Annotated in this window: 21 protein-coding genes, 1 tRNA gene and 1 pseudogene; 8 read left to right on the top strand and 15 right to left on the bottom strand. The window is 64.4% G+C overall.

Translation table 11 applies throughout. From position 1 onward, the window contains the following. Window positions 1-41: 41 nt before the first annotated feature. Genes ACZYW1_RS21410 through dnaG form a run of 3 tightly spaced genes read left to right on the top strand, consistent with a single transcriptional unit; the run spans window position 42 to window position 3,817 of the window. Window positions 42-1,295, top strand: a complete 1,254-nt coding sequence (locus tag ACZYW1_RS21410) for a deoxyguanosinetriphosphate triphosphohydrolase (RefSeq protein ID WP_463788461.1) — start codon at window positions 42-44, stop codon at window positions 1,293-1,295. A gap of 23 nt (window positions 1,296-1,318) precedes the next feature. Beyond that, window positions 1,319-1,876, top strand: a complete 558-nt coding sequence (locus tag ACZYW1_RS21405) for a superoxide dismutase family protein (RefSeq protein ID WP_463788460.1) — start codon at window positions 1,319-1,321, stop codon at window positions 1,874-1,876. Between the two features lie 39 nt (window positions 1,877-1,915). Continuing rightward, window positions 1,916-3,817 (top strand): DNA primase, encoded by a 1,902-nt coding sequence (gene dnaG, locus ACZYW1_RS21400; protein WP_463788459.1) that lies wholly within the window; start codon window positions 1,916-1,918, stop codon window positions 3,815-3,817. Here dnaG and ACZYW1_RS21395 read toward each other — a convergent pair. Continuing rightward, the gene (locus ACZYW1_RS21395) at window positions 3,814-4,065 is read right to left on the bottom strand and encodes a hypothetical protein (RefSeq protein WP_463788830.1); all 252 of its coding nucleotides are present in this window, start codon (window positions 4,063-4,065) and stop codon (window positions 3,814-3,816) included. The genes dnaG and ACZYW1_RS21395 overlap by 4 nt on opposite strands. A gap of 160 nt (window positions 4,066-4,225) precedes the next feature. Between ACZYW1_RS21395 and ACZYW1_RS21390 the strand changes: the two genes are divergently transcribed. The 3 genes from ACZYW1_RS21390 to ACZYW1_RS21380 all read left to right on the top strand — a co-directional run bounded on the left by ACZYW1_RS21390 (window position 4,226) and on the right by ACZYW1_RS21380 (window position 7,079). Then, window positions 4,226-4,301, top strand: a tRNA-Asn gene (locus ACZYW1_RS21390). 215 nt (window positions 4,302-4,516) lie between these two features. Further along, window positions 4,517-5,671: a hypothetical protein gene (locus ACZYW1_RS21385; RefSeq protein WP_463788458.1), complete on the top strand. Its 1,155-nt coding sequence runs from the start codon at window positions 4,517-4,519 to the stop codon at window positions 5,669-5,671. A 199-nt stretch (window positions 5,672-5,870) separates the two neighbouring features. Further along, on the top strand, window positions 5,871-7,079 hold the full coding sequence (locus tag ACZYW1_RS21380) for a hypothetical protein (protein WP_463788457.1): 1,209 nt from the start codon (window positions 5,871-5,873) through the stop codon (window positions 7,077-7,079). A 29-nt stretch (window positions 7,080-7,108) separates the two neighbouring features. Here ACZYW1_RS21380 and ACZYW1_RS21375 read toward each other — a convergent pair whose 3' ends face one another. The 5 genes from ACZYW1_RS21375 to ACZYW1_RS21355 all read right to left on the bottom strand — a co-directional run bounded on the left by ACZYW1_RS21375 (window position 7,109) and on the right by ACZYW1_RS21355 (window position 13,753). Further along, a complete protein-coding gene (locus tag ACZYW1_RS21375) occupies window positions 7,109-8,728 on the bottom strand; it encodes a terminase large subunit domain-containing protein (protein ID WP_463788456.1) in 1,620 nt (539 codons plus the stop codon). 1,605 nt (window positions 8,729-10,333) lie between these two features. Next, window positions 10,334-10,789, bottom strand: a complete 456-nt coding sequence (locus tag ACZYW1_RS21370) for a hypothetical protein (protein WP_463788455.1) — start codon at window positions 10,787-10,789, stop codon at window positions 10,334-10,336. A 37-nt stretch (window positions 10,790-10,826) separates the two neighbouring features. Beyond that, window positions 10,827-11,843: a hypothetical protein gene (locus tag ACZYW1_RS21365; protein ID WP_463788454.1), complete on the bottom strand. Its 1,017-nt coding sequence runs from the start codon at window positions 11,841-11,843 to the stop codon at window positions 10,827-10,829. 9 nt (window positions 11,844-11,852) lie between these two features. Continuing rightward, a complete protein-coding gene (locus ACZYW1_RS21360; RefSeq protein WP_463788829.1) occupies window positions 11,853-13,178 on the bottom strand; it encodes a Dyp-type peroxidase in 1,326 nt (441 codons plus the stop codon). Window positions 13,179-13,198: 20 nt separating this feature from the next. Then, window positions 13,199-13,753, bottom strand: a complete 555-nt coding sequence (locus tag ACZYW1_RS21355; RefSeq protein WP_463788453.1) for a hypothetical protein — start codon at window positions 13,751-13,753, stop codon at window positions 13,199-13,201. Window positions 13,754-13,829: 76 nt separating this feature from the next. Here ACZYW1_RS21355 and ACZYW1_RS21350 point away from each other — a divergent pair, with 76 nt between their 5' ends. Both ACZYW1_RS21350 and ACZYW1_RS21345 read left to right on the top strand, forming a co-directional pair. Beyond that, window positions 13,830-14,204: a hypothetical protein gene (locus ACZYW1_RS21350; protein WP_463788854.1), complete on the top strand. Its 375-nt coding sequence runs from the start codon at window positions 13,830-13,832 to the stop codon at window positions 14,202-14,204. Continuing rightward, a pseudogene (locus ACZYW1_RS21345) lies at window positions 14,158-14,256 on the top strand (Rv2640c family ArsR-like transcriptional regulator); the annotation flags it as partial. The gene ACZYW1_RS21350 and the pseudogene ACZYW1_RS21345, both read left to right, overlap by 47 nt. Window positions 14,257-14,332: 76 nt before the next feature. Here the strand turns inward: ACZYW1_RS21345 and ACZYW1_RS21340 are convergent. The 9 genes from ACZYW1_RS21340 to ACZYW1_RS21300 all read right to left on the bottom strand — a co-directional run bounded on the left by ACZYW1_RS21340 (window position 14,333) and on the right by ACZYW1_RS21300 (window position 24,997). Further along, the gene (locus ACZYW1_RS21340; protein ID WP_463788452.1) at window positions 14,333-14,734 is read right to left on the bottom strand and encodes a YybH family protein; all 402 of its coding nucleotides are present in this window, start codon (window positions 14,732-14,734) and stop codon (window positions 14,333-14,335) included. A gap of 94 nt (window positions 14,735-14,828) precedes the next feature. Further along, the gene (locus tag ACZYW1_RS21335; protein WP_463788828.1) at window positions 14,829-15,389 is read right to left on the bottom strand and encodes a recombinase family protein; all 561 of its coding nucleotides are present in this window, start codon (window positions 15,387-15,389) and stop codon (window positions 14,829-14,831) included. A gap of 211 nt (window positions 15,390-15,600) precedes the next feature. Next, window positions 15,601-19,605, bottom strand: a complete 4,005-nt coding sequence (locus ACZYW1_RS21330) for a DEAD/DEAH box helicase (RefSeq protein ID WP_463788451.1) — start codon at window positions 19,603-19,605, stop codon at window positions 15,601-15,603. Between the two features lie 149 nt (window positions 19,606-19,754). Continuing rightward, on the bottom strand, window positions 19,755-20,285 hold the full coding sequence (locus ACZYW1_RS21325) for a flagellar hook-length control protein (protein ID WP_463788450.1): 531 nt from the start codon (window positions 20,283-20,285) through the stop codon (window positions 19,755-19,757). After that, entirely contained in the window at window positions 20,282-20,743 is a 462-nt protein-coding gene (locus ACZYW1_RS21320; protein WP_463788449.1) for a hypothetical protein, read from the bottom strand. Before ACZYW1_RS21320 ends, ACZYW1_RS21325 begins: the two co-directional genes overlap by 4 nt. A gap of 645 nt (window positions 20,744-21,388) precedes the next feature. Next, on the bottom strand, window positions 21,389-23,047 hold the full coding sequence (locus ACZYW1_RS21315) for an AAA family ATPase (protein ID WP_463788448.1): 1,659 nt from the start codon (window positions 23,045-23,047) through the stop codon (window positions 21,389-21,391). Beyond that, window positions 23,044-23,208 carry a helix-turn-helix transcriptional regulator gene (locus tag ACZYW1_RS21310; RefSeq protein WP_463788827.1) on the bottom strand — a complete coding sequence of 55 codons (165 nt, stop codon included), beginning with the start codon at window positions 23,206-23,208 and terminating at the stop codon, window positions 23,044-23,046. The genes ACZYW1_RS21315 and ACZYW1_RS21310 overlap by 4 nt, the downstream gene beginning before the upstream one ends. A gap of 182 nt (window positions 23,209-23,390) precedes the next feature. Beyond that, complete coding sequence (locus tag ACZYW1_RS21305; protein WP_463788447.1) at window positions 23,391-23,627, bottom strand: DNA-binding protein; 237 nt, start codon at window positions 23,625-23,627, stop codon at window positions 23,391-23,393. Between the two features lie 182 nt (window positions 23,628-23,809). After that, window positions 23,810-24,997 carry a tyrosine-type recombinase/integrase gene (locus tag ACZYW1_RS21300; RefSeq protein ID WP_463788826.1) on the bottom strand — a complete coding sequence of 396 codons (1,188 nt, stop codon included), beginning with the start codon at window positions 24,995-24,997 and terminating at the stop codon, window positions 23,810-23,812. Between the last annotated feature and the right edge of the window lie 96 nt (window positions 24,998-25,093).

Raw genomic sequence — 25,093 nt, 5'->3', positions numbered from 1 at the left:
GGCTCCCAGCGCGATCGATCTCACTGGCAGACTGTGCGTCGATGACGCCGCAAGACCCCTACGACGATCTCGACCGCCAGCGGGTGGTGCCGGAGGCTCCCAAGACCGCCGGCCTGCCGGGTACCGAGGGTCAGCGTCGCACCGATTTCGCCCGCGACCGCGCCAGGGTTCTGCACTGCGCGGCACTGCGCCGGCTGGCGGACAAGACCCAGGTCGTCGGCCCGCGGGAGGGAGACACCCCACGCACCCGGTTGACGCACTCGCTGGAGGTCGCTCAGATCGGGCGGGGGATGGCGATCGGGCTGGGCTGCGATCCCGACCTGGTCGACATGGCCGGCCTGGCCCACGACATCGGGCATCCGCCCTACGGGCACAACGGCGAGCAGGCGCTCGACGAGGTCGCGGCCGCGCACGGCGGTTTCGAGGGGAACGCGCAGAACTTCCGCATCCTGACCAAGCTGGAGCCCAAAGTTCTTGACGGACAAGGACACAGCGTCGGGCTCAATTTGACCCGAGCGGCGCTGGACGCCGTCACCAAATATCCCTGGGCGCGTGAACCGCATCGGCGCAAGTTCGGCTTCTATGACGTCGACCGCGCCGCCGCGGGCTGGATGCGCGACGGCGCGCCCTCGGGTCAGCCCTGCCTGGAGGCCCAGGTGATGGACTGGGCCGACGATGTCGCCTACTCGGTGCACGACGTCGAGGACGGCGTCGTCTCCGGCCGGATCGATCTCCGGGTCCTCGCCGACGACGACGAAGCAGCCGCACTGGCCACGCTCGGCGAGCGGGACTTCGCCGGAGTTCGTGCCGACGATCTGATCGCGGCCGCACATCGGCTGGCGACCCTGCCGGCGGTCGCCGCGGTCGGCAAGTACGACGCGACGCTGGCGGCCGCGGTGTCACTCAAGCGCATGACAAGTGAGTTGGTGGGGCGGTTCGCGTCCGCGGCGATCGCGGCGACCCGCGCCGACGCCGGCCCCGGGCCGCTGGCCCGCTATCAGGCCGTGCTGTCGGTTCCGGAGGTGGTGCGCGCCGAGGTCGCCTTGCTCAAAACGCTTGCGCTGCAATTCATCATGTCCGACCCGCGGCACCAGGAAATCCAGAAGCGGCAACGGGAGAGCATTCACCGGGTGGCCCAGGCCCTGCTTGCCGGGGCGCCCAGCAGCCTCGACCCGATCTTCGTGCCGGCCTTCCACGCCGCCACCGACGACAGCGCGCGGCTGCGGGTGATCGTCGACCAGATCGCGTCCTGCACCGAGGGACGCCTCGAACGGATCGCCGCCACCCAGGCGTGAGCCCCCGACTACTGTCGGAGCCCATGGTCAAGTCCTCCCTTCTCGTCGCCGCACTGTCCGTCGCCACGTTGAGCGGGTGTAGCCCGCACCAGGACGCGTCCACCGCGACCTCGTCGAGCACCCCTGCGCCGAGCGGCCAAACCCTCACCGCGCAACTGCACGCCGCCGACGGCCGTGCGGTGGCCACCGCGACATTCGAATTCAGCGGCGGGTATGCGACCGTCACCGTGAAGACCACGGCGGACCACATCCTGGCGCCGGGCTTTCACAAGATGCACATCCACGGCGTCGGCAAATGCGAGCCGAACTCGGTCGACCCGATGGAGCCGGGCAAGTCGGGTGACTTCCTGTCGGCCGGCATGCACTTTCAGGCGCCCGGGCACACCGGCGAGCCGATGAGTGGCGATCTCGACCCACTGGAGGTACGGCAGGACGGCGCGGCCTACCTGGTCACCACCACCGACGCGTTCACCCGAGATGATCTGCTGGCCGGTAGCAAGACGGCGATCCTGCTACACGGCGCCGAGCACGCTCCCGACGCCGAGAAGCGATTGGCCTGCGGCGTCATCGGTACCGGCTAAACCGGCGGGGCCGTTTCGGGCTGGCCCTACACTGGCCCGATGGCCGGCCGCATCTCTGATCGCGATGTCACCGCCATCCGTGAACGCGTTCGCATCGAGGATGTGGTCGGCGACTACGTCCAACTGCGCCGGGCCGGCGCGGACTCGATGAAGGGCCTCTGCCCCTTCCACGACGAGAAGTCGCCGTCGTTCCATGTTCGGCCCAATCACGGTCTGTTCCACTGCTTTGGCTGCGGCGAAGGCGGCGACGTCTATGACTTCGTCCGCAAGATCGAGCACGTCAGCTTCGTCGAGGCGGTCGAGGTGCTGGCCGATCGGGTCGGCCACACCATCACCTATACCGGCGGCGCCGCCACCAACGTGCAGCGCGACCGGGGGAGTCGCAGCCGGCTCATCGCCGCCAACGCCGAGGCCCAGGTGTTCTACGCGGCGGCGCTGGAGACACCGGAGGCCCAGCCGGCCCGCAAGTATCTGACCGAACGCAATTTCGACGGTGACGTCGCCCATCATTTCGGCTGCGGCTTTGCCCCGTCGGGGTGGGACACGCTGACAAAGCATCTGTTGCGCAAGGGATTCGAGTTCAAGGAGCTCGAGGCGGCCGGCCTGTCGCGGGAGGGCCGCCGCGGCCCGATGGACCGGTTCCACCGCCGGTTGCTGTGGCCGATCCGGTCCTCGGCCGGAGAGGTGATCGGGTTCGGTGCGCGGCGGTTGTTCGACGACGACCCGATGGAAGCCAAGTACGTCAACACGCCGGAGACGTTGCTGTACAAGAAGTCGTCGGTGTTGTTCGGTCTCGACCTGGCCAAGCGGAACATCGCCAAGGGGCACCAGGCTGTCGTCGTCGAGGGCTACACCGACGTGATGGCGATGCATCTGGCCGGTGTCACCACCGCGGTGGCGTCCTGCGGGACCGCGTTCGGCGAGGAACACCTGTCGATGCTGCGCCGACTCATGATGGACGACAACTTCTTTCGCGGCGAGCTGATCTACGTGTTCGACGGTGACGCGGCGGGCCGGGCCGCGGCGCTCAAGGCTTTCTCCGGCGAGCAGCAGCTGGCCGGTCAGTCGTTCGTCGCAGTCGCGGCCGACGGCATGGACCCCTGCGATCTGCGGCTCGCCTCCGGCGACGGCGCATTGCGCGATCTGGTGGCCCGGCGAACCCCGCTGTTCGAGTTCGCGATTCGCACCACGCTCAACGACATCGACCTCGACAACGCCGAGGGCCGGGTGTCCGCGCTGCGCCTGTGTGTGCCGATCGTCGCTCAGATCAAAGACCCGACCCTGCGCGACGAGTACGCCCGCCAACTGGCCGGCTGGGTCGGCTGGCCCGACGTCGCGCAGGTCATCGGCCGGGTGCGCCAGGAGGCGAAAAACCCGACCGCGCAAGGGCGCAACAAACTTCGTCGTCCCAACACCGACGGCGGGGACAAGCCCGTCGTTCCCCGTCCCAACCCCACCGATCCGACCCTGTGGCCGCAGCGCGAGGCGCTGAAATCGGCGCTGCAGTATCCCGCCCTGGCCGGGCCGGTGTTCGACGCGCTCACCGTCGAGAGCTTCACCCATCCCGGTTACGCCGCGGTGTGCACGGCGATCGACGCGGCCGGCGGTGCCGCGACGGGTGTCGGGGGATCCGAGTGGCTCGACGCGGTGCGCCAGAAGGCGCTGTCGCCCGCAGCCGCCGGACTGATCAACGAACTCGGTGTCGAGGCCATCCGGATCGAGGACGACGAGAAGCTTCCGCGCTACATCGCCGGGGTGCTGGCCCGACTGCAGGAGGTGTGGGTCGGCCGGCAGATCGCGGAGGTGAAGTCCAAGCTGCAGCGCATGTCACCGGTGGACCACAGCGACGAATATCACGCGCTGTTCGGCGATCTGGTGGCGATGGAGGCCTATCGCCGCAGTCTGCTCGAACAGGCCAGCGGCGACGACCTCACCGCTTAGCGCCCGTTGTTGGGGGCGTGCCGCTCGATCACGCTGGTCTTGTCGTCGATCTCGGTCAACGTCACCAGCCGCCCGTCGTCGGGTGACACCCGGTTCGCGATTTTGCGGCGGCCCCCGTCGATCACCGATTTGGCGGCGGGGCTACTGGTCACGGCCCGGTAGGTGCCGACGATCTGCTCGTAGCGACGCCGACCGGCCTTGGTACCCAACACATAGCCCAGTCCCAGCGCGACGACGTAGCGGATCAACACGGTCCCTTCTTCGAACTTCGATGGGTTCACAACCATCCTGCCCCATCGCGGCGGGCAGGCGCCCCCCGGCGGGCGATCGGTCTGGTTGGGCACGGGTGCGCCGGTACGCTAAAGTCATCACTCGGTCCGCGCCGTTGTGCTCGCGGGCACCAAGCAGTCCCCTGTAGCTCAATTGGCAGAGCATTCGGCTGTTAACCGGAGGGTTGGTGGTTCGAGTCCACCCGGGGGAGCCAGTTCAGAGCGTATTTCGTAGGTGGTCGGGCTATATCCGGGCTACTATCCCTCATGCGGCGGCATATGAATTGAGGGTTTACAGATGTCACCGGCAGGCGCTCCGATCCCAGAGCCCGCGCAGCTCCGCGTTGATCAGCGCCAATCGTTAACCGCATCGTGGCTGCTTCGCCTTGCAGGCGAGGCCGGATACGACGTTTCGCAGATGAGTCTGTCCATGAACCCGCTCATCATTGGCCCGCAAGATGGCGTCAATTTCAACATCACTGTGACGCCGTTGGACTCCGCCCCGTGGATCACCGCCGTCGCAAGCGACCCTGGCCGCCAGGACGACATCGACAAGCTCGTTGAGCGAAGCGGCGAGCTCGCTTCCCGCGAATTGAAATCTGAAGACGATTTCGGTGGTCGCGTCTGGTATCAGTGTCGGCTCGTAGGTGAACCGTTCGGGCTTGCAGACCCGATGTTGCAGTCACGAATACAGGAGAGATTGCACCTGGCGACCCGCATCCTGGGTTGGCGGCGTCTCGGCTTGGGTGTTCTGCTCAACTTCAGCGAAGATGTGCCAGAGGGCGGGATGCCTGAGCAACTGATGGCCCTAAATCTTCCGGCGCCCATAGTGGATGTCTATGTCGCGATCCCGGGCCCGATCCACGGTCCGTTCACCAGTCCCGCTGCGCACGCTATCGCCGAGGTTGTCGCAGCGATTTGCACCTTCGCGCTCGGCCGCCCGGTGAACCTGCCGCCTACCGTTTGGCCTGTCCAGGCCACCCAACCCGAGATGCTCTCAGAACTAGATACCCGCGACGCGGACGACAACCTTGGAACGTTAGCGCGGCACGGCATAGCTCTCGATAGGCTCCATTTGGCTGTCGAGGACAGGCAAAGTTGGGACCGCTTCCGGGGTGCATTACTGACTTTCGATTCGGCTCTTCGTCAGCAGCGCGAGCAAGTCGCGATGATCCTGTTTGTCGTTGCCGCAGAGTGCCTGACCAACCCGTTTCAACCGTGGAAGACAGAGCGTCTGACGGCGCGATTCATCGAGTTCTTCGACGAGTTGATGCCTGATTTCCTCGACGAGATGGTGCAACACGGCAACTTTGAGCAGGCATTCAACATCCTTCGCGGAACCAAGTTGCCGCGGACGCTGCGGCGCAAGTTGGTTGGCAGGCTGTACAACTTCCGGTCCGAGCCTGTCCACGAGGGTCTCGCCATGGCCTACGAGGGCATGTCATTTTCCGGCTTGGCAGGCCAACGACGGATGTTAGCGTCGTGGTTCGCGGAATGGGCGATCCTCCGCTACATCGAATCTCCCCGGACCAGCTTGATCGGTCACCCCGCCATCGCGCCCAGCGAAGGGGATTCGAACCCCTGACCCCCACTGCCAGTGCGAAACCGTATGTGCCGGCGGTAACGCGCTGTCTACTGCGGTCGGATCCGTGCAGGTCGCACTCAGGGTCGCTTTGTGGCTCCGTCTAGTGCGTATTGGCGCGTGTTCGAGAGTGCTAGGACGCCGCTAGGACACGCCGTATACGCGTTCGTTTGTCGTCGGCGCTTGCTGACATTCTGTGCAGGTGGCACATCCCGCAAAACGCAACTCCAACAAGGGGAAGCTTCCCGAGGAACGACAGTTCTCGGCGGTGCTCTGGGGCACGTGCCTCGCTGCGCTGCTGTTCCTCTCCCTGTTCATCGTGTTGACCGTGTGCAAGGCGCGCTTCTCGCCCAATGACATCACAGCCAACTGGTTCTCAGCGTGGGGCACGTGGGCGGGTGGGCTGGGCACGGCGGCGGCTTTCCTCATCGCAGCGTTCACCATCTTGGTCGCGAGTGGGCAGGCTCGCACGGACCGTCAGGAGGCCGCCCGCATCAGGGAAAACAACGACATGGCACAGGCCCGACTGCTGGTTATTTACAAAATCGACATGCCGGGTGGCATTGAGTCTCTGGCGACTTTCCGGATCGAGAACCGCAGCAAGGATGTGTTTTTCGACGTATCGGTCCCCTTCGTGGATTCGCCCTATGGCCCGAGTGGCGGGTACGAACGTCGGACCCCCGATCTAGTTGAGTCTCAGAACAGACTGCATGAATTCATCCCCACTGCGGAATTGTTGATGCCGTACCGGAATCCCACTGCCCACGAGGCTTGGTTCACACTCGTCACTGTGCACACCGCCAACTGGCGAGAGGTCAAATTCGCCGTCGAGTACACAGACGCAGGCGGTCGGCGATGGCGTCAACAACTGGGCGGCGGGATCGAGCCGATCTACACGACTGAGGCCATCCCCGTCAGGGAGGCCGACAGGTTTCAGCCTCGGCAGCAGATCAGGCGTTTGTCGACGGTTGAAGCGTGGCGGGCGGGCGGTCCGTTCACGGCGAACGTCCCACCGCCCGAATCAGACGAGGAATTCCTCGAGGTCCTCCAGATACCGACCGTTGTTATGTGGAGACGGATTGAGCTCGTCGGAGAGCCTTTCGCCACGAAGAGCGACGACACTCCCGGTGAGCTAGAGGTAACGGTGACGTACGCACCGGCTGGACCTCCCTTCTGGAAAGACCATTTTCGAAAAAGCGTTCTCGAGAACGGTTTTCGCTTCACGACTGGACGCGCCGACGGACGAACTGAGACACATACACTTCGGTGTCCGGCCGAAATGGAGGTGCGCGTCAGCGGGCTAGTGGCCGAGGCGATCGAATATGCGAACGACGAGTTCGAAGAATGTGAACTTGCGGCCGCGCGACGGGCGATTGCGGCGAGGAATGCGAATCGCCGCCCGCCACTGTGACCCACGAATTCGGGCCGTGCGTGGGTCTCCTATCGCGATCCTGTCCGGCGAGAAACGTGTCCGGTCAGCGACGCGATAGCGGGACGATCGGTGACCTTCCGCGCTAGGCCCGACTCAGCCGACCGCCGCTCGGCTAGGCGCTGCTCGAGGTCCAACGGCGAGGCGAACGACCACTGCCGTCCAGCCGCGTGCACCAGCACGTCATGGGCGACGACGAGTGCGGCCAGGGCGTCGGGCTGGCGCTGACCCGCCTGCCAGGTCACCGCAGTCTCTTCGAAGGCCGGAAAGTGGCCGGCGAGCCGGCAGGTGCCAACCTCAAGCCCTTGCAGCAGCGCCGACGACCGGGCTAGCGCGTCGCCGCCACCACGTCCCGACCCCCTCGGCGGCCAGCTCGCCACGCGCACGGGCCGGTCGATGCGATAGCGCCTGAGGGCGTCGTTGACGACGCGGACGTAGGTCTCACGTGCGGCGAAGCCTTCGACGGCGATCTCGCTCGCGCCGACGTCGTTCGCCAATTCGACTGCAGCCCGCGCCCACTGGTCGCTCGTCATGGGTGCGCTCTGGTCGGCGATCATCGCCACCACGCCGTCGGCCGTCATCGACGCCGCGACGAGGCCGCAGGCGTCACCCTCGCCGGAGTCGGCCGGGTCAACGCCGACGACGGTCAGCAGCGGGCGCTGTGGGGCAGCGGGCAACCGCCAGTCATCGAGCCATTGGCGTTTGATGAGTCCGCCTTCGGGCGCTGCGGGCACGCCTTGAAAGAGCGCGTACCACGACCGCGAGCCAACCGAGCGGCGTAGGTCATCGAACTGCTCAGCTGTGCGACCGAGGGCACTGGTCATCGCGACTCCTGGCTCACGGCCCAGCGCATCAGGGATGCCGGCCTCAGCGATTGCGGGAATGTTGATGTGCCGCCACCGATCCGGTTCTTCGGCCAGCAGCGTGCCGATCAGGTCGGCCTCATGCCAGCGGGTGCCGATGACGACGACGCTGCCGCCAGGGTGTAGCCGAGTCATCAGTGTCGATCGGAACTCATAGAGCACCCGGCGGCGGTGCGCGGCAGAGTCGGCCTCTTGAGCGTTCTTGATTGGGTCGTCGATCAGCAGTAGGTCGGCACCGAAACCCGTGATACCGGAGAGGATTCCGGCTGCGAGCAGACCGCCGTCATGACCGCCGCCGACCCGCCACCGGCCCACGGCCGCCTTGTCAGCACGCAGCCCGAAGCCCAGCAGGTCGGTGTGCTCAGCAATCAGAGCACGCGCGGCGTGCGAATGCTCCTGCGCTAGGGAGTCGGCATACGACGCCAGGATTACTCGCGCGTCAGGGTTGTCAGCCAGCGCGAACAGAACGCAAACCTGCGACGCCAGCACCGACTTGCCGGTACGCGGCGGGGTGGAGATGATCACCCGCTGATCGGGCTTAGCCACCGCATCGGCCAGCGCGTCGGAGATGAGCGCGATGGTCGGGGTGACTCGGTAGCCGGGAACGATGCGCGCCGCCAACTCGGCCGGTGTCTTGGGCCGCCGACTCGCACGCACAGCCCGCCCGGCCCGAGCCGCGACGAGGGTCTGCACCGGGTCGTGTTGCAGTGGTCGAGCCAAGTCGGGCGGCACCGTGCGGTCAGACGGGCCGAACACCGCATCGGTCATTAATCACTCAAGGTCACTCGGTAAGCGTCGCCGCTGCAGTGGCGACGGCGATCGACGCATTTGTCTCCAACCCGTCGGCTAGCTTCAGCAGCTGCGCCGCCTGTTCGCGCAGCCGGGCAGCAACGGCGCGATCGCGGCCAGCGACCTCGCACAGGCGGTCCGCACACGTTGGCGCTGGAACCCTCGTGGCAGTTGCGTTGGGGGCAATAGTCGAATTCATGAATCGGACGTTATCTGGCTGGGGTGCAACGCTCGCTGAAGTGGAAACGGGTGTTTGCTGGGGGTTAGTTGCCGCCATCAAAGACAGCCCAGAACCGGCCCGCGCAGCACTCGGCACACTGCCGGGGTCCACGCCGGGCGGTATGGCCAAGGTGAGCGCGCGAGAATAAACCGGCACACAGTCCATAACCGACAATCCACGCAGCTTGCCGGTCCATTACGGATTCGGTATCCCTGGTGTTAACGCTCCCGGTATCCCCGGTGTTACTTGCATAGCGGGTGCTGGTGGTCCCGGTTTGGGGATCGGTCGTCCCGGTATTTCCGGTGCTTCCGGTGGTCGCTCATCTGGCGGTAGTCCCTCGGTGGCTAGAACGGGATCGCTGGTGAATCCGTTGGGATTCATGTGATCCTTGCAGAAGTTAGTAGAGTTCATCACCACCATGTATTCCCTCCACAAGCCTGGCGGGTTGGGTGCCGGTGATGTAACGCCGTCTGGACAGCGCCACGTACAACTAAGAGCGCCGATACCTGCGCCACCGAATGCGAAGCTACCGCCGCCGTTAGCGGCCCCGAGAATGCCGTTGACGCCGAAACCACCTGCCTCACAATGCATATGCGAGCCGTTGATCTCGGTCGGGTAGTCGCAGAAGCCACCTTGCCCGAATAATGCCCCGCCACCGGATCCAACGCCGGGATACGGGCAGAGGTCGGCGTGAGCCGATCCAGCCGGAAGAACTATTGACGCACAGAAGCCGAAAAATACCAATGAAGCGCACGTTATGACTTTCTTCATTCTTTTCATGCGACTCTTGTACTCCAAGTTTGGGCCCCCTACGCATTCGGATTCTGCTCCGTCCTTTCGCCCAATGTGGTCCGTTTGATCCAGCTTGCTGAATGAACGAATGCTCAACTCGGGGTACCGGGATGTGAAAGCGTGGCCCTGCGAAGGGGCTCACCGGCGCGGACGCGCGTCGGCTCGTCGAGTTCGAACAGCCCGTCGCAGATGTAGTGCAGCACGTCGCTAATCTCGCGCAACGGGTCGACCGTGGGAACCACAACCTCCCCGTCCTTAATGATCGTGCAATGCAGGACGAACCCCCCCGACCACAGGTCGTTGTAGATCGTGTCGATCTGGTCGGCGGTGAAACTTGCGCGGAAGGTAGGGATTCGGTGCAGTCACTCATGCGTCGGCTTTCGGCCGTCCGGTAATGCGCCGGTGCGCGTCGCGGGCCCGGCCAGGCGAGCGTGCCGCAGTTGGCACGTGGCGGCGCCCCCAGTCGATGCATACCCCGGTTGCCCGACGGGCCAGCCGAGCCGCGTGGCGCGAAGCCACCGACGATGCCCGCAATCTGTGTTGCCACGCGCGTGCGACCGGGCGGACGCCGCTTACGCCTGCTGACCACGACCGGCGCGACGACGCACCCTGCGCGCGCTTCGGCGGATACCCTGGACTGCGTAGCCTGCCGCCACGACCGACGCCGCAATGGTGGTGATGAACACGGGCAGCCAGCTGTCCCGGTCGTGGTTGACAGACCACCAGACAATCGAGAAGAGCACCGCGCAGGCAAAAAGGACGATGTCGCGCCAATTTCCTTCATAGGAACTGGCGGTGGCGCGCAGCCGGCGTGCCTTATCCTCCGCCACGATCAATTCGTCGATGCGCTCGTTGATGCTGCGCCGCAGCGCCTCTCGCCGCACCGCCTCCGTCTCAGGTATCTGCTCGAGCAGCTCCAGGTCTTGTTTAATCCCCGCTCGCATATCGGGACCCCTGAATTGCCCCACAGCAGCACCGAGCAGCGCACCACCGAGGACGGGGGCTGCGCCCATCGCCATCGCTGCCATACCGGGCATTGTGACCCCTACCGTTCTTGCTGGAACATCACTTCATGGTGGCGAGGTTGTGCCAGAAATTCTTGAGGCTGTCGGTGCCGCCGAAAAGCGTGGTGAAGTTCGTGGAGTCGACGAGGACGATGTCGCCCGCACGCCAGTCGCACGGCGGCATCCAGATCAGCGCGTTGAATTCGGTGTTGCCCGCGGCGGTGAAGGGATGCGGCCTGTTGGGATCGATCCGTTGACGACCCAGCACCCGCAGAGAGTCGCCCTCCGGAGCGGTGAGTTCGTAGTGCGGCAGGTGCGGATGGAAGTTGAACGTGGTGACGTTGTCCAGCAGTCTGGCTGCGTCCAGGTCGCGGACCGCGGTCAGGGGTGCGATCTCCTTCGTTCCCTCAACCACGGCGGGGCGCAGGCCCCACCTGTTGTGCACCGGAACATCGAGGGCTTTCATCAGCGAGCGGGTGTATTGACTGAACCGCTGCTGGCGCGGCACCAAGGGGTCGCCGTGATGGTCGTATTCGACCTTGCGCTGGGCGAAGTCCTCGGCGAAGCCGACGTCATGGTGCGGCGCCAACACCAAGCAGGTGCCGTCGCGCCGCAGCCATTCCCGGATTGCGCTGATCTCCTCCGGTGCGGCTTCTTGCTCGGATAGGAGGTGGTCAAGCCCGAACACCATCAGGGTGTCGGTGTCGGCGAGGATCCTTTCGTCGATCGGAAGCTTGTAGCCGGCCTGGTCGATGCGCTGGAACACCGCGACCGGGTGGCCGGTGGCCTCGCCGGCCACTTCCTGGAAGGCCAGCGCCGAGCGGTGGAAAAGTTCCAGGGTGCCGGCGATGCCCTGGAGGAATTGCGCCTCTTGGTATTCCGGTGCCTCGTAGCTCGGCCACACCGCGTTACGGACTTCGGTCATGGTGGAGAAGCGGTTGTACATCTCCGCCGGGTCGCGCTGGGCTTCCCACGGGTAGCTCCAGGTCCAGTAGATGCTGATGCGCCGCTGACCTGGGGTGTGCTTGCGTGGGACATGCGTTTGGTTGTAGGTGCGTGCAGTGGAAAGTGCGCCCATGGTGGATCCTTAACGTGATCCGTCGAGCGCCGCGAGGTATCGCATGGCGTTGATCCCGGGCAGGAAGAAGTACGCTCCACCCGTCAGGGTGGTGAACGCGGGCAACCCTTTAAAAATTTTGCGGATCGGCCGCTTGGGGATCTTGAATTCCAGTGTGCCGTCTTGGCTTCCGGCTATCGGATCATGCTCGTTGCCGAGTTCGTGGAAGGCGCGGTCGTTGATCCAGACGTTCTGTGCGAACTCGAACTGTCTGGTCAAGCTGGCGCCGATGATGAATGCGGCGATACCGCGGTCGACTCCGTCGTCGGGTGCGCCCTCGGGCAGGGCGGGACCGTAGGTAGCGCCGCGACGAATTATCCTGTGCCGGTTCATGTTGTGCGCGGTGTCGCGCGGGTTGAGGCGTCGCGCGTGCGATCCGAGCGGGCACGCATACCCGAACGGATCCATCTCCTTGTAGTTGAAGTCGTTGTTGCGCATCGGGTCCGCGCCCAATTCCGGATCGTCCTTGTCCGGTGCCAGGACCAGTGGCGCGCCGCTGCGCCAGCGTCCCATGAACTTCGCCGCGAGCAGCTCCTCGTCGTCCGGTGTCTGTGCTTGTTCCCGGATGTAGTCGCGGAACAGCCCGACGTGCTCCTGCAGCCGCCGGTAGGCCATGTAGGTTCCATTGCGGGACAACACTTTCGGCTGCGGCAGATCCGCGACTGGCCCATTCTCGTCGGGATAGCCGAGGATGAACTCGCCCGGCTTGAGCGGCGCACCCGACCCCGGCGTGGGCTCGTCTCCAGATCCCTCGATCACCGGCTGCGACAAGCGGTCCCGGAATCCGAAGTGATCGTGCGCGTAATTGAACGGCGGCGTCGCATTCAGGTCCAGAAACGACAACCGTCGCACACCGTCGCAGCGGGCCACCAGCTCGTCGTGCACCCCGGTCGCACGCGTGTGCTCGGCGTCGTCGCGAGCGAACAGAATCGCGACCGCGTGCAGGTCGGCGCTCGCCAGTCCGCCCACCCAGTGGTTCGGATGGGCGGCCCCGGTATCGCCCAAGATGTCGGCGCGGGCCGCCATGCCCTGCCGGAACGCCTCCGGGAAAGTCGCCAGCGATTCTTCGGGTACCCCTAGCGCGCGTAAGCCGTTCCAGGTGAACGCCAGCGTGACCCACCGCTTGGTGCTGTCCATCGAAGCTTGCGCCGCCGCGGCGGATTCGACCACGGGGATCAACTCGGACAGCCACGCCCGGGCCCCCGCGGGGTTCCCGAACGTCAGGAACTCGTAGCGCCCGGTGATCGCGGGTGTACGGGTCAGCAGGAGGTGCTGGATATCGTCGAACTCGAGCATGAGCGCGCCGCCCGGTGCGGTCACTGCATCTGGTCGAGCATGTCGGAGAACGCCGCCTTGAGCCGCAAAGCCTTCTTGATCTCGTCGGCGGTGACGTAGGGGTACTCCCCGTACTCCAGGAAACTAGGGCACTGGTGCTCGCGAACGAACTTCACGAAGGCGTCCGGATTCTCTTTCCAGTCCTCCGGGAATCCCTCGAGATTGGTGAACACCGTGGTGATCCCCGTCGCGCTGAACAGCGCCACCGCATCCTCGGTGTACTTGTCGAAATCGGTGTCGAAGATGCCCTGGTACTGAAAATGTAGCCCCGAACCGACGTCGAACAATACCCACCGCAAGTAGTGCAGCCGCAGCGGCGCGAGCACGTCGGGACTCCCGGCAATCGCTTCCTCGATCTGCTTGCCGTACGCGCGGACAGCCTCTTCGCGCCCCTCCTTGACCTTCGCAATGATCGAAAAGCCATAACAGGCGGGAGTTCTCGGATAGACGGGACCGTACCTGCCTCGTTCGAGCTCGAAGTATCCCTCTCCGGGAATGGCGATCGCCGCCGGCTTACTCCAGTCATGAACGCTCATCGGCATCCTCGGACTTCCGTCTGTGCTATCCGTGCGAACCCTACGCCCCAGTCACGCCCCTTGGACCATTTCGTCGGTGCCATTCGACCGCGCGACCGCGTTGCTTCGGTGTTCCTCGGGCAGGCTCCGTCGGTCTATCCCCGTCAGTTCTCAGTTCCTCGAACAACCCTGCGCGGGCCAACAGCAAGCCGCTGACCTCAACACCCAGACGGGGAACGCCATCGTGATCCACATGCTGATGTTGCCACGCGACGTGACCGCCGGTGAACACTCCGACCCGACCGTGGTCGACTTAGAACTCCGATTTAAAGCCGTCAAAGTGACTACCCCGACAAAGGCGAGATTGTCGGTGGCGCAAGGTGTCTCAGTCGTAATCAGGTTGCCGGAATCGGCCAGTGATCGACATGTCGAAGCCGATCTGCTGTGCACCCGTCGCCGCTGGACCAGCTAACGATGCGTCGGCGCTCGACGTGACAATGCGGCTCCAAGCCCTCGCCGACCCCGCGGAGCGCACTCCCGAGAAGGGAGGAGAAGTCGCCGGGCTGCTCTGTTGTTGCGCTCAGCCGTAGGACCTTGAGGTCAACCCCCTTTTGACCACGCCCAGGCCGTGAGGCGCCAGCCCGCGCCGACCTTACGAAGCGCGACCGTGTACACCGAGCCATTTTGGGTGACCTGTTGACCGCGAAGATCGAACGTCATCGTTCCCGGAGCGACGACATAGGCGTAGTCACCGGCGACATCGACGTGCTTTGGCTCGCCAAGCGCAATCTGGTATCGCGAAGCCCCTAAGTGCTCACCCTCTGCGAGCACGTCTCTCCACCAGTCTTGAGCGGCTGTCGGCCCTTGCCAGACATGGGGCGACATCCCATCCAGGATCTGCATGGGGTCAGCGCACGCGGCTTTCATCGCGGTCGAGTCGCCGTTGTTGAACGCCTCGACATACCGCAGCACCGCGGCCATCGGATCGTCTGAGTCAGGCACGTTGGACTCCGCTCTCGGGGGCGCACTCGTACCCTAGTCGCCCGGCAGATGGGCAGGCCACGTTCGAGGTTGGTTGGTCGGTGCGCCTGGCCGGTCACTCGGCCTCCGCCAGATATCGATACAGCGTCGCCCGGCTGACATTGAGCTGATCAGCGATCAGTGGCACCGGCTCGCCGCTATCGCGCATCCGGCGCGCGAGCGCGGCCTTGCTGGCGTCAAGTTTCTTGGGCCTGCCGATCGGCATGTCGCGGGCCTTGCGCGCGGCACGCGATGCCGCCCGGCGCTCACGACCTAGCTCAAGCTCAAGCTCGGCCAGCGACGCCAGCACCCCGGCGACCATGCGGCCGGTCGCGTTCGACGTGTCAATGCCCTCACGCAGCGACCGCAGAACGATGCCACGCTCGCCGAGGTCGCGAATCGTGGTCATGACCTCGGCGGCGTTGCGGCCCAAACGATCAATGCCGATGACAACGATGGTGTCGCCTGGTCGTGCGTAGTCGAGCACAGCGGCCAGGCCGGGCCGCTGCTCGCGGGTCGATGTGCCAGTCAGCTTGTCAGAGTAGATGCGGGCGGTATCCACCCCGGCGGTAGTGAGCGCGTCAGCCTGTGCGTCGAGCGACTGGTGGCCCGTGCTAACGCGGGCGTAGCCGAGCAGTACGCCAGTCGGCGCGGGCGTGGATGCATTTACGTTGGCGGCGTTCACGCCCTTAACCTATCTCAAAAGTCAGCGCATCGCTATTTCGATACGAGACAACTTTCAAGACTCGCGACCTGGGTCATGTTGTGCGCTGCAACATGTTGTTCGCGCCGTCTCGAAACTAAAGTTTTAAGACACCACGCCAACCGATGGCGATGCAAAAACGGGATTAGTTTCGCCGGGCCGCCGCGCCACGGGGCGGTGTCCACTGCCAGCCAGGAAGCGTCGACAGCCGTTCACGTCGGTCGGGACTGAGTAACCCTTGGGCATTTTTCTGCCTCTGCTGGCTGACCCAGGTACCCAACAAGTAGCCGTCGTCGTGCACGTAGCTTTGGGTTGGGAAGGCGTTTCCGTTCGTCCTGACGTATTCCTGAAGTCGGCGAAAGGCGTCCTCCCACAAGGCAGCCTTAGGCGTCCACTCCCACCCGGGCAACGTCTGGAGGCGATCTCGAAGGTCGGGGCTGAGTGTGCCCTTCGCTTCGAGCTGCCTCTGGAGGGCGACCCAGGTTCCGAGCCGATAGCCGTCGGCATCTTCGTATGCCTGCGGTGGGCGAGCGTGCCCTTCTTCTTTGACGTACTTCTGTAGTCGACGGAAGCTGTCGTCCCATCGGGTGTCGTTCGGAGTCCACTCCCACCCTGGTAGCTTTTGGAGCCTTGCGCGGAGGTCAGAGGCGAGTGTCCCCTTTGCGTTGGTCTGCCTCTGTTTGGCGACCCAGGCACCCAGGCGATAGCCGTCGGCATCGCAGTATGACTGCGGTGGGCAGGCGTGACCGCTTTCCCTGACGTAGTCCTCGAGGCGACGGAACCCTTTCTCCCACCAAGCGGCGCGAGCTGACACCGACCATCCTGGAAGTTGTGACAGTCGCTGCCGCCGCCCGTCACTAATTGCTCGCCAATTGCTCCGCTGGACAGCGACCCATTGACCTAGCCGGTATCCGTCAAAGACGCAGTCGCTGGGGACCAACGCGTCGCCGTTCTCCTTCATATACCTCAGAAGGTGGTCGAATCCCTCCTCCCACAGGGCGGTTCGCGTGTTGTCAGTCCAGCCCGGAAGTTGTTGCAGGCGCTGCTTCCGTTCTTCGTCCAGTGATGACCAATTAGCCCTCTGGTTGGCAACCCACACCCCGAGCTTGAACGCGCCGACGATGTACCTCTGCGGCACCTTCGTATCTCCGTTCTGCTCGGCGTACGTCTGGAGGTGGTGAAAACCCTCTTCCCAGAAAGCCGCTTTGGCATCCAGCGTCCAGCCAGGCAGGGTTTGCAGTCGCTGACGCCTCTCGTCGCTGAGGGTGTTCCACTTACTCTTCTGGTTGGCCACCCACGAGCCGAGGCTGAACCCGTCGACCACACAGCTCTGAGAAACCCTGGCGTTCCCGTGTTCCTCGACATACCGCTGAAGGTGACCGAACCCTTCTTCCCACCAGGCAGCGCGGGCGTTTAGTGTCCAACCTGGGAGCTGCTGAAGTCGTTGGCGGCGTTCGTCAGTGAGCTTTTGCCAGGTCCGCCGTTGTACACCGACCCATTTACCCAGTGCGTATCCTCCGACGATGTAGGACTGTGGAACCTTAGCGTCGCCGTGCTCCTGGACATACTCCAAAAGCCGGCGGAATCCCGTTTCCCATTTGTCAGCAAGGACATCCAATGTCCAACCTGGAAGCTGCTGGAGCCGTCGCTGACGGTCGTGGCTCAACGAGTCCCAGGTTCTCCGCTGCCTCCGTACCCAAGACTCCAACTGCACACCCTCGAAGACGTCATCTCGCGGTGGGTTAGCGTTTCCGTGTTCCTGGGCGTATTTCGCGAGTAGACGAAATCCGTTCTCCCATAGAGCTACACGTGCATCGAGTGTCCAACCTGGCAGTGCTTGAAGGCGCTCTCTTTGTTCGTGTGTGAGGGACTTCCACTTCGTCCTTTGCTTTCCGACCCACTTGCCCAGGTTGTATCCGTCCTGGGCAACATAGTCGTCGCGGACCTGCGCGCCACCCTGCTCCGCCACGTAGTTGTGAAGATGGCGGAAACCCTCCTCCCACTGCTCGGCGCGGGTATCGAGTGTCCAACCTGGCAGCTGCTGGAGTCGTTGTTTCCGGTCATCGCTGAGGGATTCCCACGTGTAGCGTTGAATGCTTACCCATTGACCCAACTTGAATCCGTCAAAGACGCGGCTCTGCGGGACCCGAGATGTGCCGTTCTCCGCGACATACTTCTCCAGCAACCCGTACCAGAACTCCCACGGAGGGGTCGTCTGTTCGACTAGACGAACGTCGAAGGCATCAGCGAAGTCCGTGCCTACTTTTGTCGGCAGGTCGAGGTGGATCTTTTCAGGTAGCCGCACCCGACCACCCCGCTTGCCCATACTCCGCCGCAGCGTGTCGAGCTGCTTGCCGAGTTCCTCGTCGTGGGCGCGGAGAGCCTGGATCACATCCCAAACTGGTTTGAACACCGAGCTTTTGAGAGCTTCTGCTGGATCGGTTTCGGTGTCGATCAACACCGGGATGACGATGGTCCCTACGTTCTTAGCGTCGGACTTGCGGATTGCGCGCCCGACCGCCTGGACGATGTCGACCTCCGAGGAACGCGGGTCGATGAACGCCACCCCGTCGAGAGTCGGTACGTCCACTCCTTCCGCCAGGCACCTTGCGTTGGTCAACAGGCCTCGCTCGCCGTCCTCAAGGCGGCCCAGGTGCTGGAGCAACACATGCCGCGCACCGGCGGACATCTCACCCGAGGCGTGCCGCGCCCACAGCTCACCGCTCGGGCGCTGCCGTGCTGGCATCCACGCGATGACATTTGGCATCTCGGCGGCGAACTCGCGGGCACGGTCGACGCGGGAGTGAAAACTGATGGTTCGGTGGAGGTCGTACTTCCGGATCGCCTTCGCGAGACCGACCTGTCCCGCTAGGGTTCGGGCGTCTGTTTTCTTCTTCCCGTCGAGAGTGACAAGCTCCCCCCTCTCCGCCCACTCCTTGTACGTCGCGTTGTCCACGCCGACCACGGCGACGCGGTAGTCGGTCAGCAGGTTATTTTTGATTGCTTCGCTGAAGGTCAGGCGGTGAAAGACCTTGCCGAACTTGGCTTCGTCGTTCATTGACGCCACTTCTAGGTCGGCGTCCTGCGCCGCCTTCAGCACTCGACCTGTGAAGTAGCGTGGGGTCGCTGTCATGAATAGCCGCCGTTGTGCCTTGATCGCGTTCCCATCGAGAACCGTTGAGAACTCGGACGATGCGATTCCAGCGACCCTGTGCGCCTCATCGGCGACCATTAGGTCGAACGCGGGCACCCGCCCGAGAGCGAACGTGGCGGCGATCTGCGGGGAGGACTGGTAGGTACAGAACACCACAAGCGGACCCGGCCGCCGGAGAAAGGCGGCTATTTCTACAGGTTCGGTGGTAACCGGAACTCCCAGCTCGCTGGTGTGGGCAACCGCCGCGTCCTCCTCAGTCCTTCCTGCCGTCTCGTCGGAACAGACGGGCAGCGCGTCGAATGTCGCCGTGGCGTTGACCCGCCAGACCTGCGTGGTCTGCTTCAATAAGGACAGGGATGGGACGAGCACCAAGACGCGCTGGGCGTCCAGCTTCTCCTTGATAAACAGAGAAGTCAGCGTCTTCCCTGTTCCACAAGCCATGATGAGCTGACCGCGATCCGACTTCGTAAACTCCTTGACCACATCGCGGATCGCCTCGCGCTGGTGCTTTCTCGGCGTGGCGGGCTTCCTCGGTAGGGACGGACGCATGTCGAGTGGATTGCTGCTCCAGTCCACCTCGGCGGTGAGAAGGTCGCTCAGGCCGACGAAACCTACTTTCTTCTCCTGGTCGTCCATCGTGCGACGCGCGACGTGGTGTCGCTTGTCCGTTGTGGCGATCAGAAGTCGGTAGGAGAACAACGCCCGCGACGACTCCGACAGGAAGGTGTCAACATCGGCTTTGGTGATGGAACTCTCCGGTTTGTACGCCTTGCACTGGATCGCCCAGAGCCGTCCGTCGCGGTCTTCTGCAACCAAGTCGATGCCCGCGTCAATGCCCCAGCGACCCGTCCACTCCTTCCAAAGCCACACCTTCCGCAGCGTGGTTTTGTACATCGGGTCGTTGGTCAGAAACCACTTACAGACATGCTCGAACTGTTTGCCTCGAATCCTCGGGTCAGGCTCGAGACGGGCGAAGAGTGTGTCGAAGTCCCCCATGGGGGTGGAGTCTAAATATTGCGGCCGACGCATTCGGGAACTTCGCCTGCACATGTTGTCGGGCCCTGTGCCAGTGAGGAACCGAAACCAATAGTTGCGCTTTTGCCTCGCTTTTGGCCGGCAGGCAAGTGCGGAGCACCCGTGCGGCGCTACATCGGTCCGTAGCCACGGTCGGGCAGGCCACGGCCACGCGCCGCAATTAGTCGCGATGGGATGCGGCGGCCGTCGGGAAGCTCGACCATCGTGGATTTGGCATCACCGGAGCGGCATTCGGTATCAGCCGCCGAAGCAACTTGAAGCGCCAGTTCCGACCTGTTGTCGTATTCAGGCTCTGAGAGATCGCTTTCGAATTCGAGTGGCCCGCTCGCGGGCGCCGCACCGGCCGACGAGTCGATTGCCGGCTGCGGATTGCTGACGGGCTCTCCGGCCCGCGAGCGTGCCACGGCCAGCCATTCAGACAATTCGTCGGCCGATAGGCCACCGTCGGCGAGCACCTGGCGCGCGACATCGATGTGCAACGGCCACAACGGATCGCCGTCGCCGACGACCGTGCCGAAGAGTTCGCGGCACTCGTCGGCGACGGCCTGGTCCAACGCTCCCGGGTCGATCTTGCCCTCAGCCACGTCCTCGGCCACTGACATTGCCGCGTCCACCGCGTCGCGTTTGGTTGTTGCGCTCACTGCTCGATCTCCTTATCTGTCGGCATATCGACTACCTCGGCGTCGACCACCGCCCGCAATCGCTCGCGGGTGTCGGCGATGATCTGCGACGCCGAGGTATTGACGTTGAGGTTCACGGTCGTCTCCGCGCCGATCCCGAACCACTTCGCTAAGTCGGCATCGTTGGCTTCCAGTGCGCGGATCAGCGACGCGACACCCGAGAAGTCTCCGGCGGCTTGCGCTTTCGCCATCGCGAGCGTGCCCTGCTGGTTGCGGTACTGCTGCCGGTCCAGCAGCTCGGCCAGCACGACCTCACCGCTGGGAGGCGGGTAACGCCTGCGATGCGCCTTGTACGCCTGCTGCGCTGCTCCGATCGACTGGAAGCCGACCTGATCGCGGATCTTGCTCCATGACAGCCCGACGACAGCGCGAAGGTAGGCGACGTTCTCGGCGCGTGCTCGGCTCTCAGCGAGCGGCATGACGTGCGGCATACCTGATGCTTACCTGACACGGCTGCAAAACGTCCGGCACTGCGGACGTCGGCCGGGCGCGGGTTCGGGCGGATACCGACGGGTCACAACACCGACAGAGGTCGGGAATGTCGTTGTGGCGGGCCTAGTTTGATCGCAGCCTCCACAGCCTCAGTCCCTGTCAGCTGCCAGGGTCGGGTGGGCTGTGCGTTGGATGACACAGCCCGTAGACACCGCTCACACGACCGACCCGTGACACAGCCTCCGACCCGTAATTGCCGACCCTCGCACAGCTAACTTTCAAATGACAGTTGGACCTAACGCGCCCACGGCCCCGGCCGACCGCGCCGGTCCCTTAAGGACCCGGCGCGGTCGGCGCGGTTCCTGTCGGTGAACCGGCGCACTTCGGCGCAGTTAACAGTAGAAATACACTCTGAACTGCGGTTATTACTGCGCCGGTCAGTCACCGGCGCAGTTCGGCGCGTTCAATCCTGACGTCGGCGGGGTAGCGGGCGTTTATGCTGGTCAAGACGTGTTTTTGACCGCGCCGGTTTACGGGCGGCGCAACCATTCGCTGACCTGGGCTTTTATAGTCAGTGCGCGGGGTCAGCCAGGCACGCTTGACCTGGGCTTTTGTTCACAGTGCGCCAGGCGCTAATCGGTGCCGTCGGCGCTGTCGGCGCACTCAGCGGCGTGCGCCTGAAGGTCACCGAACGGGTCGCCGTCGCGGTTGGCGGAGTGCCACTCGGGGCGCGTGTCGGTGCCCTTGTTGACGACATAGCCCCAACCCGCCAGCCGGCTCACCGACCGACGCAACCGGCTCCGCGAGACGTTGTGGCGCGTCTCGGTCGGCAGGTCTTCCAACGCCCTGACCGACTTACCGGGGTGATCGTTGATCAGCTTCCAAACGACGTCGTCGTCCTTACGGTCAGCCGCCTTGGCACGGTCGGCGCTGGGGGCGCTGGCGCTCAGCGTGAGCCGGTAGTCCTCACCGCGTACCAGTCGCGCCGTGGGCACGTTCACGCCGCGCCGACCGAACGCCTCGAACGTGCGCGGCGTATCGGCGGCGGGCGGGCCTTCCAACCGGATGGTCGCCAGCGTGTCCACGCTGCCCTCGATCGAGCTGTGCCCACGCGCACCCTTGTCGGGGTCTTTGCCGAGGTGATGAACGATCACGAGCCCGGCGGCGGCGCACTCGACCGCCAGGGCCTTGAAGCCTTCGATGACGTCGGCTACCTGCGATGAACTCTCATCGACACCCAGCGCGGAGAACACGGTGTAAAGGCAATCGAGCATGATGAACGACCCCGGCCTGATCTGATCCCGCCAGTAGGCTCGCGTGGCGGCGTCGCGCACGTCCAGCATCGCGCTGCGTCCGAACAGGTCGTGGTAGTTGATCCGGCGCAGCAGAGCCGGATCGCTCACCCCTGCCGTCGAGAACTCGTACTGCATCATGTCGGCTCCCATTTCCGTGTCCAGGAGCACCACGTCCGCGTCGGCAGGCAGGCGGGTGGCGAGTCTGCCGAGGAACTTCCCGCCGGTCACCAGCGAACCCACCAGGTCCACGATGGTGGTGGTCTTGCCCGCCTTACGCTCCGAGAACAGGCCCATGCTCTTGCCCAACGGAATCAGGCCGTCCACCGTCCACGGATCGTCGGGCGGCGTATAGGTCGCTAGGTCCACCCGTGTAGTGAGGTTCGCGTACCCGGCGACCTCGGCAGCGGCGGCGATCTGACGACCGCGCTCCCGCACCCGCATCCTGGTCGCCTCTAATGTGGCGGACGCCTCGATCTTCAAGGCCGCGATCTGGTCGGGCGTCAGCTCCGTCAGCGCGGCAAGCTGCGCGTCGGTCGCGCCAGCGTTCACGGCCTTATCGCCGCTGAAGATAAAGTCCGGCATGTCCTTCGTCGGATCACGCCCGGCGTTCGAGCGGTCGATACTGGCGGCGATCTTGCGCGCCCACTGCTCCTTGCGCTCGTCGAGAATGGCCAGGGCGTACCGGCGAGACCCGAACCTCTTGAGACGTTCCTCGGTGACAGCCTGCGTCGTCTTTTCGGCCTCCTGCCGCTTCCGGTGCTTCTCGCGGACCTCGGGGGTGTCGAACGGGTTGTACTTGGGATCGTCCGGCGTGCGGCCTTTCGGATCCCGCGCGGGGTGCTGCCCGTTGGCGTCCGCCGACGCGGCACGGCTGCCCGCCTGGGGGTTATTCTGTTCGTGAGTCACTGCTTTTCCTGTCAGGTCTGGTGGTTGGTTCTGGGAGATGCCGCTCGGTCGAGGCCAAGTACCGGGCGGCGTCGCCGTCTCTAAGGTCAATCGCGTTGCGCTGCTGACGGTTCGGGCGTGACGGTGTGAGCTGCCAACCACGCTTCGACGTCGCATACGCGGTAGCGCACGCGGTTGCCAAATCGCACGTAGGGCGGCCCGATTCCCCTGCGCCTCCACGCCTTCAAGGTCGCAGCGTTGACACCGATCATCGGCGCGGCCACGTTTGATTCGACCGAAGCCTCAGCTTTGGCGGTCATGGCTGTTCCTCTCGGGTTATCCAGGAAGGTCGCAAGGTACGTGGTAGGGCTGCACGCGCCGCCTCACGCTGGAGTGATAACAGCGAACTAGGAGGCGTTGTGCGCGTGCGGGTTTCGTGGCAGGTTGAGCGCGCTCACGCGGCACCGCCAGAGCGATCGGCGTAGACCTCGGTCGGTATGACCGGCCGCATAAGCGCGTTCACGTCGGCGACACGAACGCGAATCGCTGCGCCGGGCCTATCGCTGATGCGGTAGGCGCGGAGCTCGCCGCTGGCGACCTTCTCACGGAAGGTGAATACCGAGAACCCGGTGCGGGCGGCGGCGTCTTGCAGGGACTCCCACTCAGCGGTGGGGTCGACTTTGGTGCTCACTGGATTTCGCTCTCCGGTGTGGTGCTTCCCCAGGTGCAGGTGCGGGAGCGTGAGAGCGGGAGCGTGAGCGTGAGCGGGAAGAGGTCTGGGGCTATGACCTAGCGGCTAGTTTAGCTAATGGGACGTAGGGTTGCGGTATGTTCTGGCATGTCGACAACAGAACTGTTGCAGGCGTGACGGTTTCATCCAGCCTTCGGCGCGTCGCCCAAGACCGCCGGCATGGCGAGTGCCGACAACCTGGCGGCCATTTCGTCCTCGCGGATTTTGGCCACGGCCTGATACCGCATCGCTGCGCTGACCGTCGTGTGACCCAACCGGGCCTGTATTTCGCGCAGGGTAGCCCCGGTGTACGCGGCCATCGTGCCGCCGAAATGGCGAAGATCGTGAAAATGCAGCTCGGGCTGATTAATCGCTTCACGCGCGGCGAAGAATTGCGGGCGGTAGCGGCCCTCGGTGATGTGTCCTCCGCGCTCAGGATCGACAAACAACAACGCGGACTTGAGCTTAGCGACGTGCTTTGCCAGGTGTGTCACCACCGCCGGGCGAATGTGCGTCGGGACGGTCACCGTCCGGTTGGACTCGTCGGTCTTGGTTGGGCCGACCTTGCCGTGAGTGCCATAGGTGTCGACTGCCTTGTTGATCTTGACCGTAGAACCGTCAGCCGCCACGTCGGCCCGCGTCAGCGCAAACAGCTCGCCGCGCCGCAACCCGCACCACCCGGCCAGGAGAACCGTTAGCCGTAGTTGCTCGGGCATCTCGTCGGCCAAGGTGGCCAACTGTGCCGGTTGCAGCAGCACCACCTCACGTTTGGTGCGCTTTACGCCGGTGCCGCCTTTGATCCGAGCGGGGCTGCGGGTGAGTAGGTCATCGTCCACGGCGGTGTTGAAGATCGCCGTCAGCACGCCGTAGGCCCGCGCATTGCGGGTCCGGTAATCACTATCCAGACCGGCGAACCAAACCCGCACGTCCTCGGGTGTGATCTCGGAGAGCGCCATGTCGCCGAGTACCGGCAGGATCGACACCCGCAGCGACTGCTCGTAGCTGCGTTGCGTAGCCGGGGCTAGAGGCCGCTGCGCGCGCCACCCCTTTGCGTACTCGCGCAAGGTCAGCCTCTTGGCCGCCGCCTTGGCTGCCCGTTCAACCGGCGGCGTCCACGCCCCGGGCTGGCGGCGGTCGAGGTCGATCAAGTCTTGTTCACCCAGAAGCCACGACACCCCGGAGTCCTTGGTTGGAAACGTCGCCGGGGCGTAGTGCAACTCACCGCGATGAATGTAGGACGCCTGCCACCGCCCCGAGCCACGCTGGCGGAGTCGCCCAAAGGATCGACGGGTGCGGGGCAAGGTGGTCTTTGGCTTGAGAATTTGGGCCATCATCGGCCTCTCTGTGGGCTAGTTCCGGGCTATAAGCGGGCTATAACCAACCCAACAGAAGCTAACAGAACCTCACAGGCACCGGGTGGATTTATT

Source organism: Mycobacterium sp. IDUB_36 (genome assembly GCF_055419225.1).
This window is presented reverse-complemented; position numbering and strand designations above follow the sequence as displayed.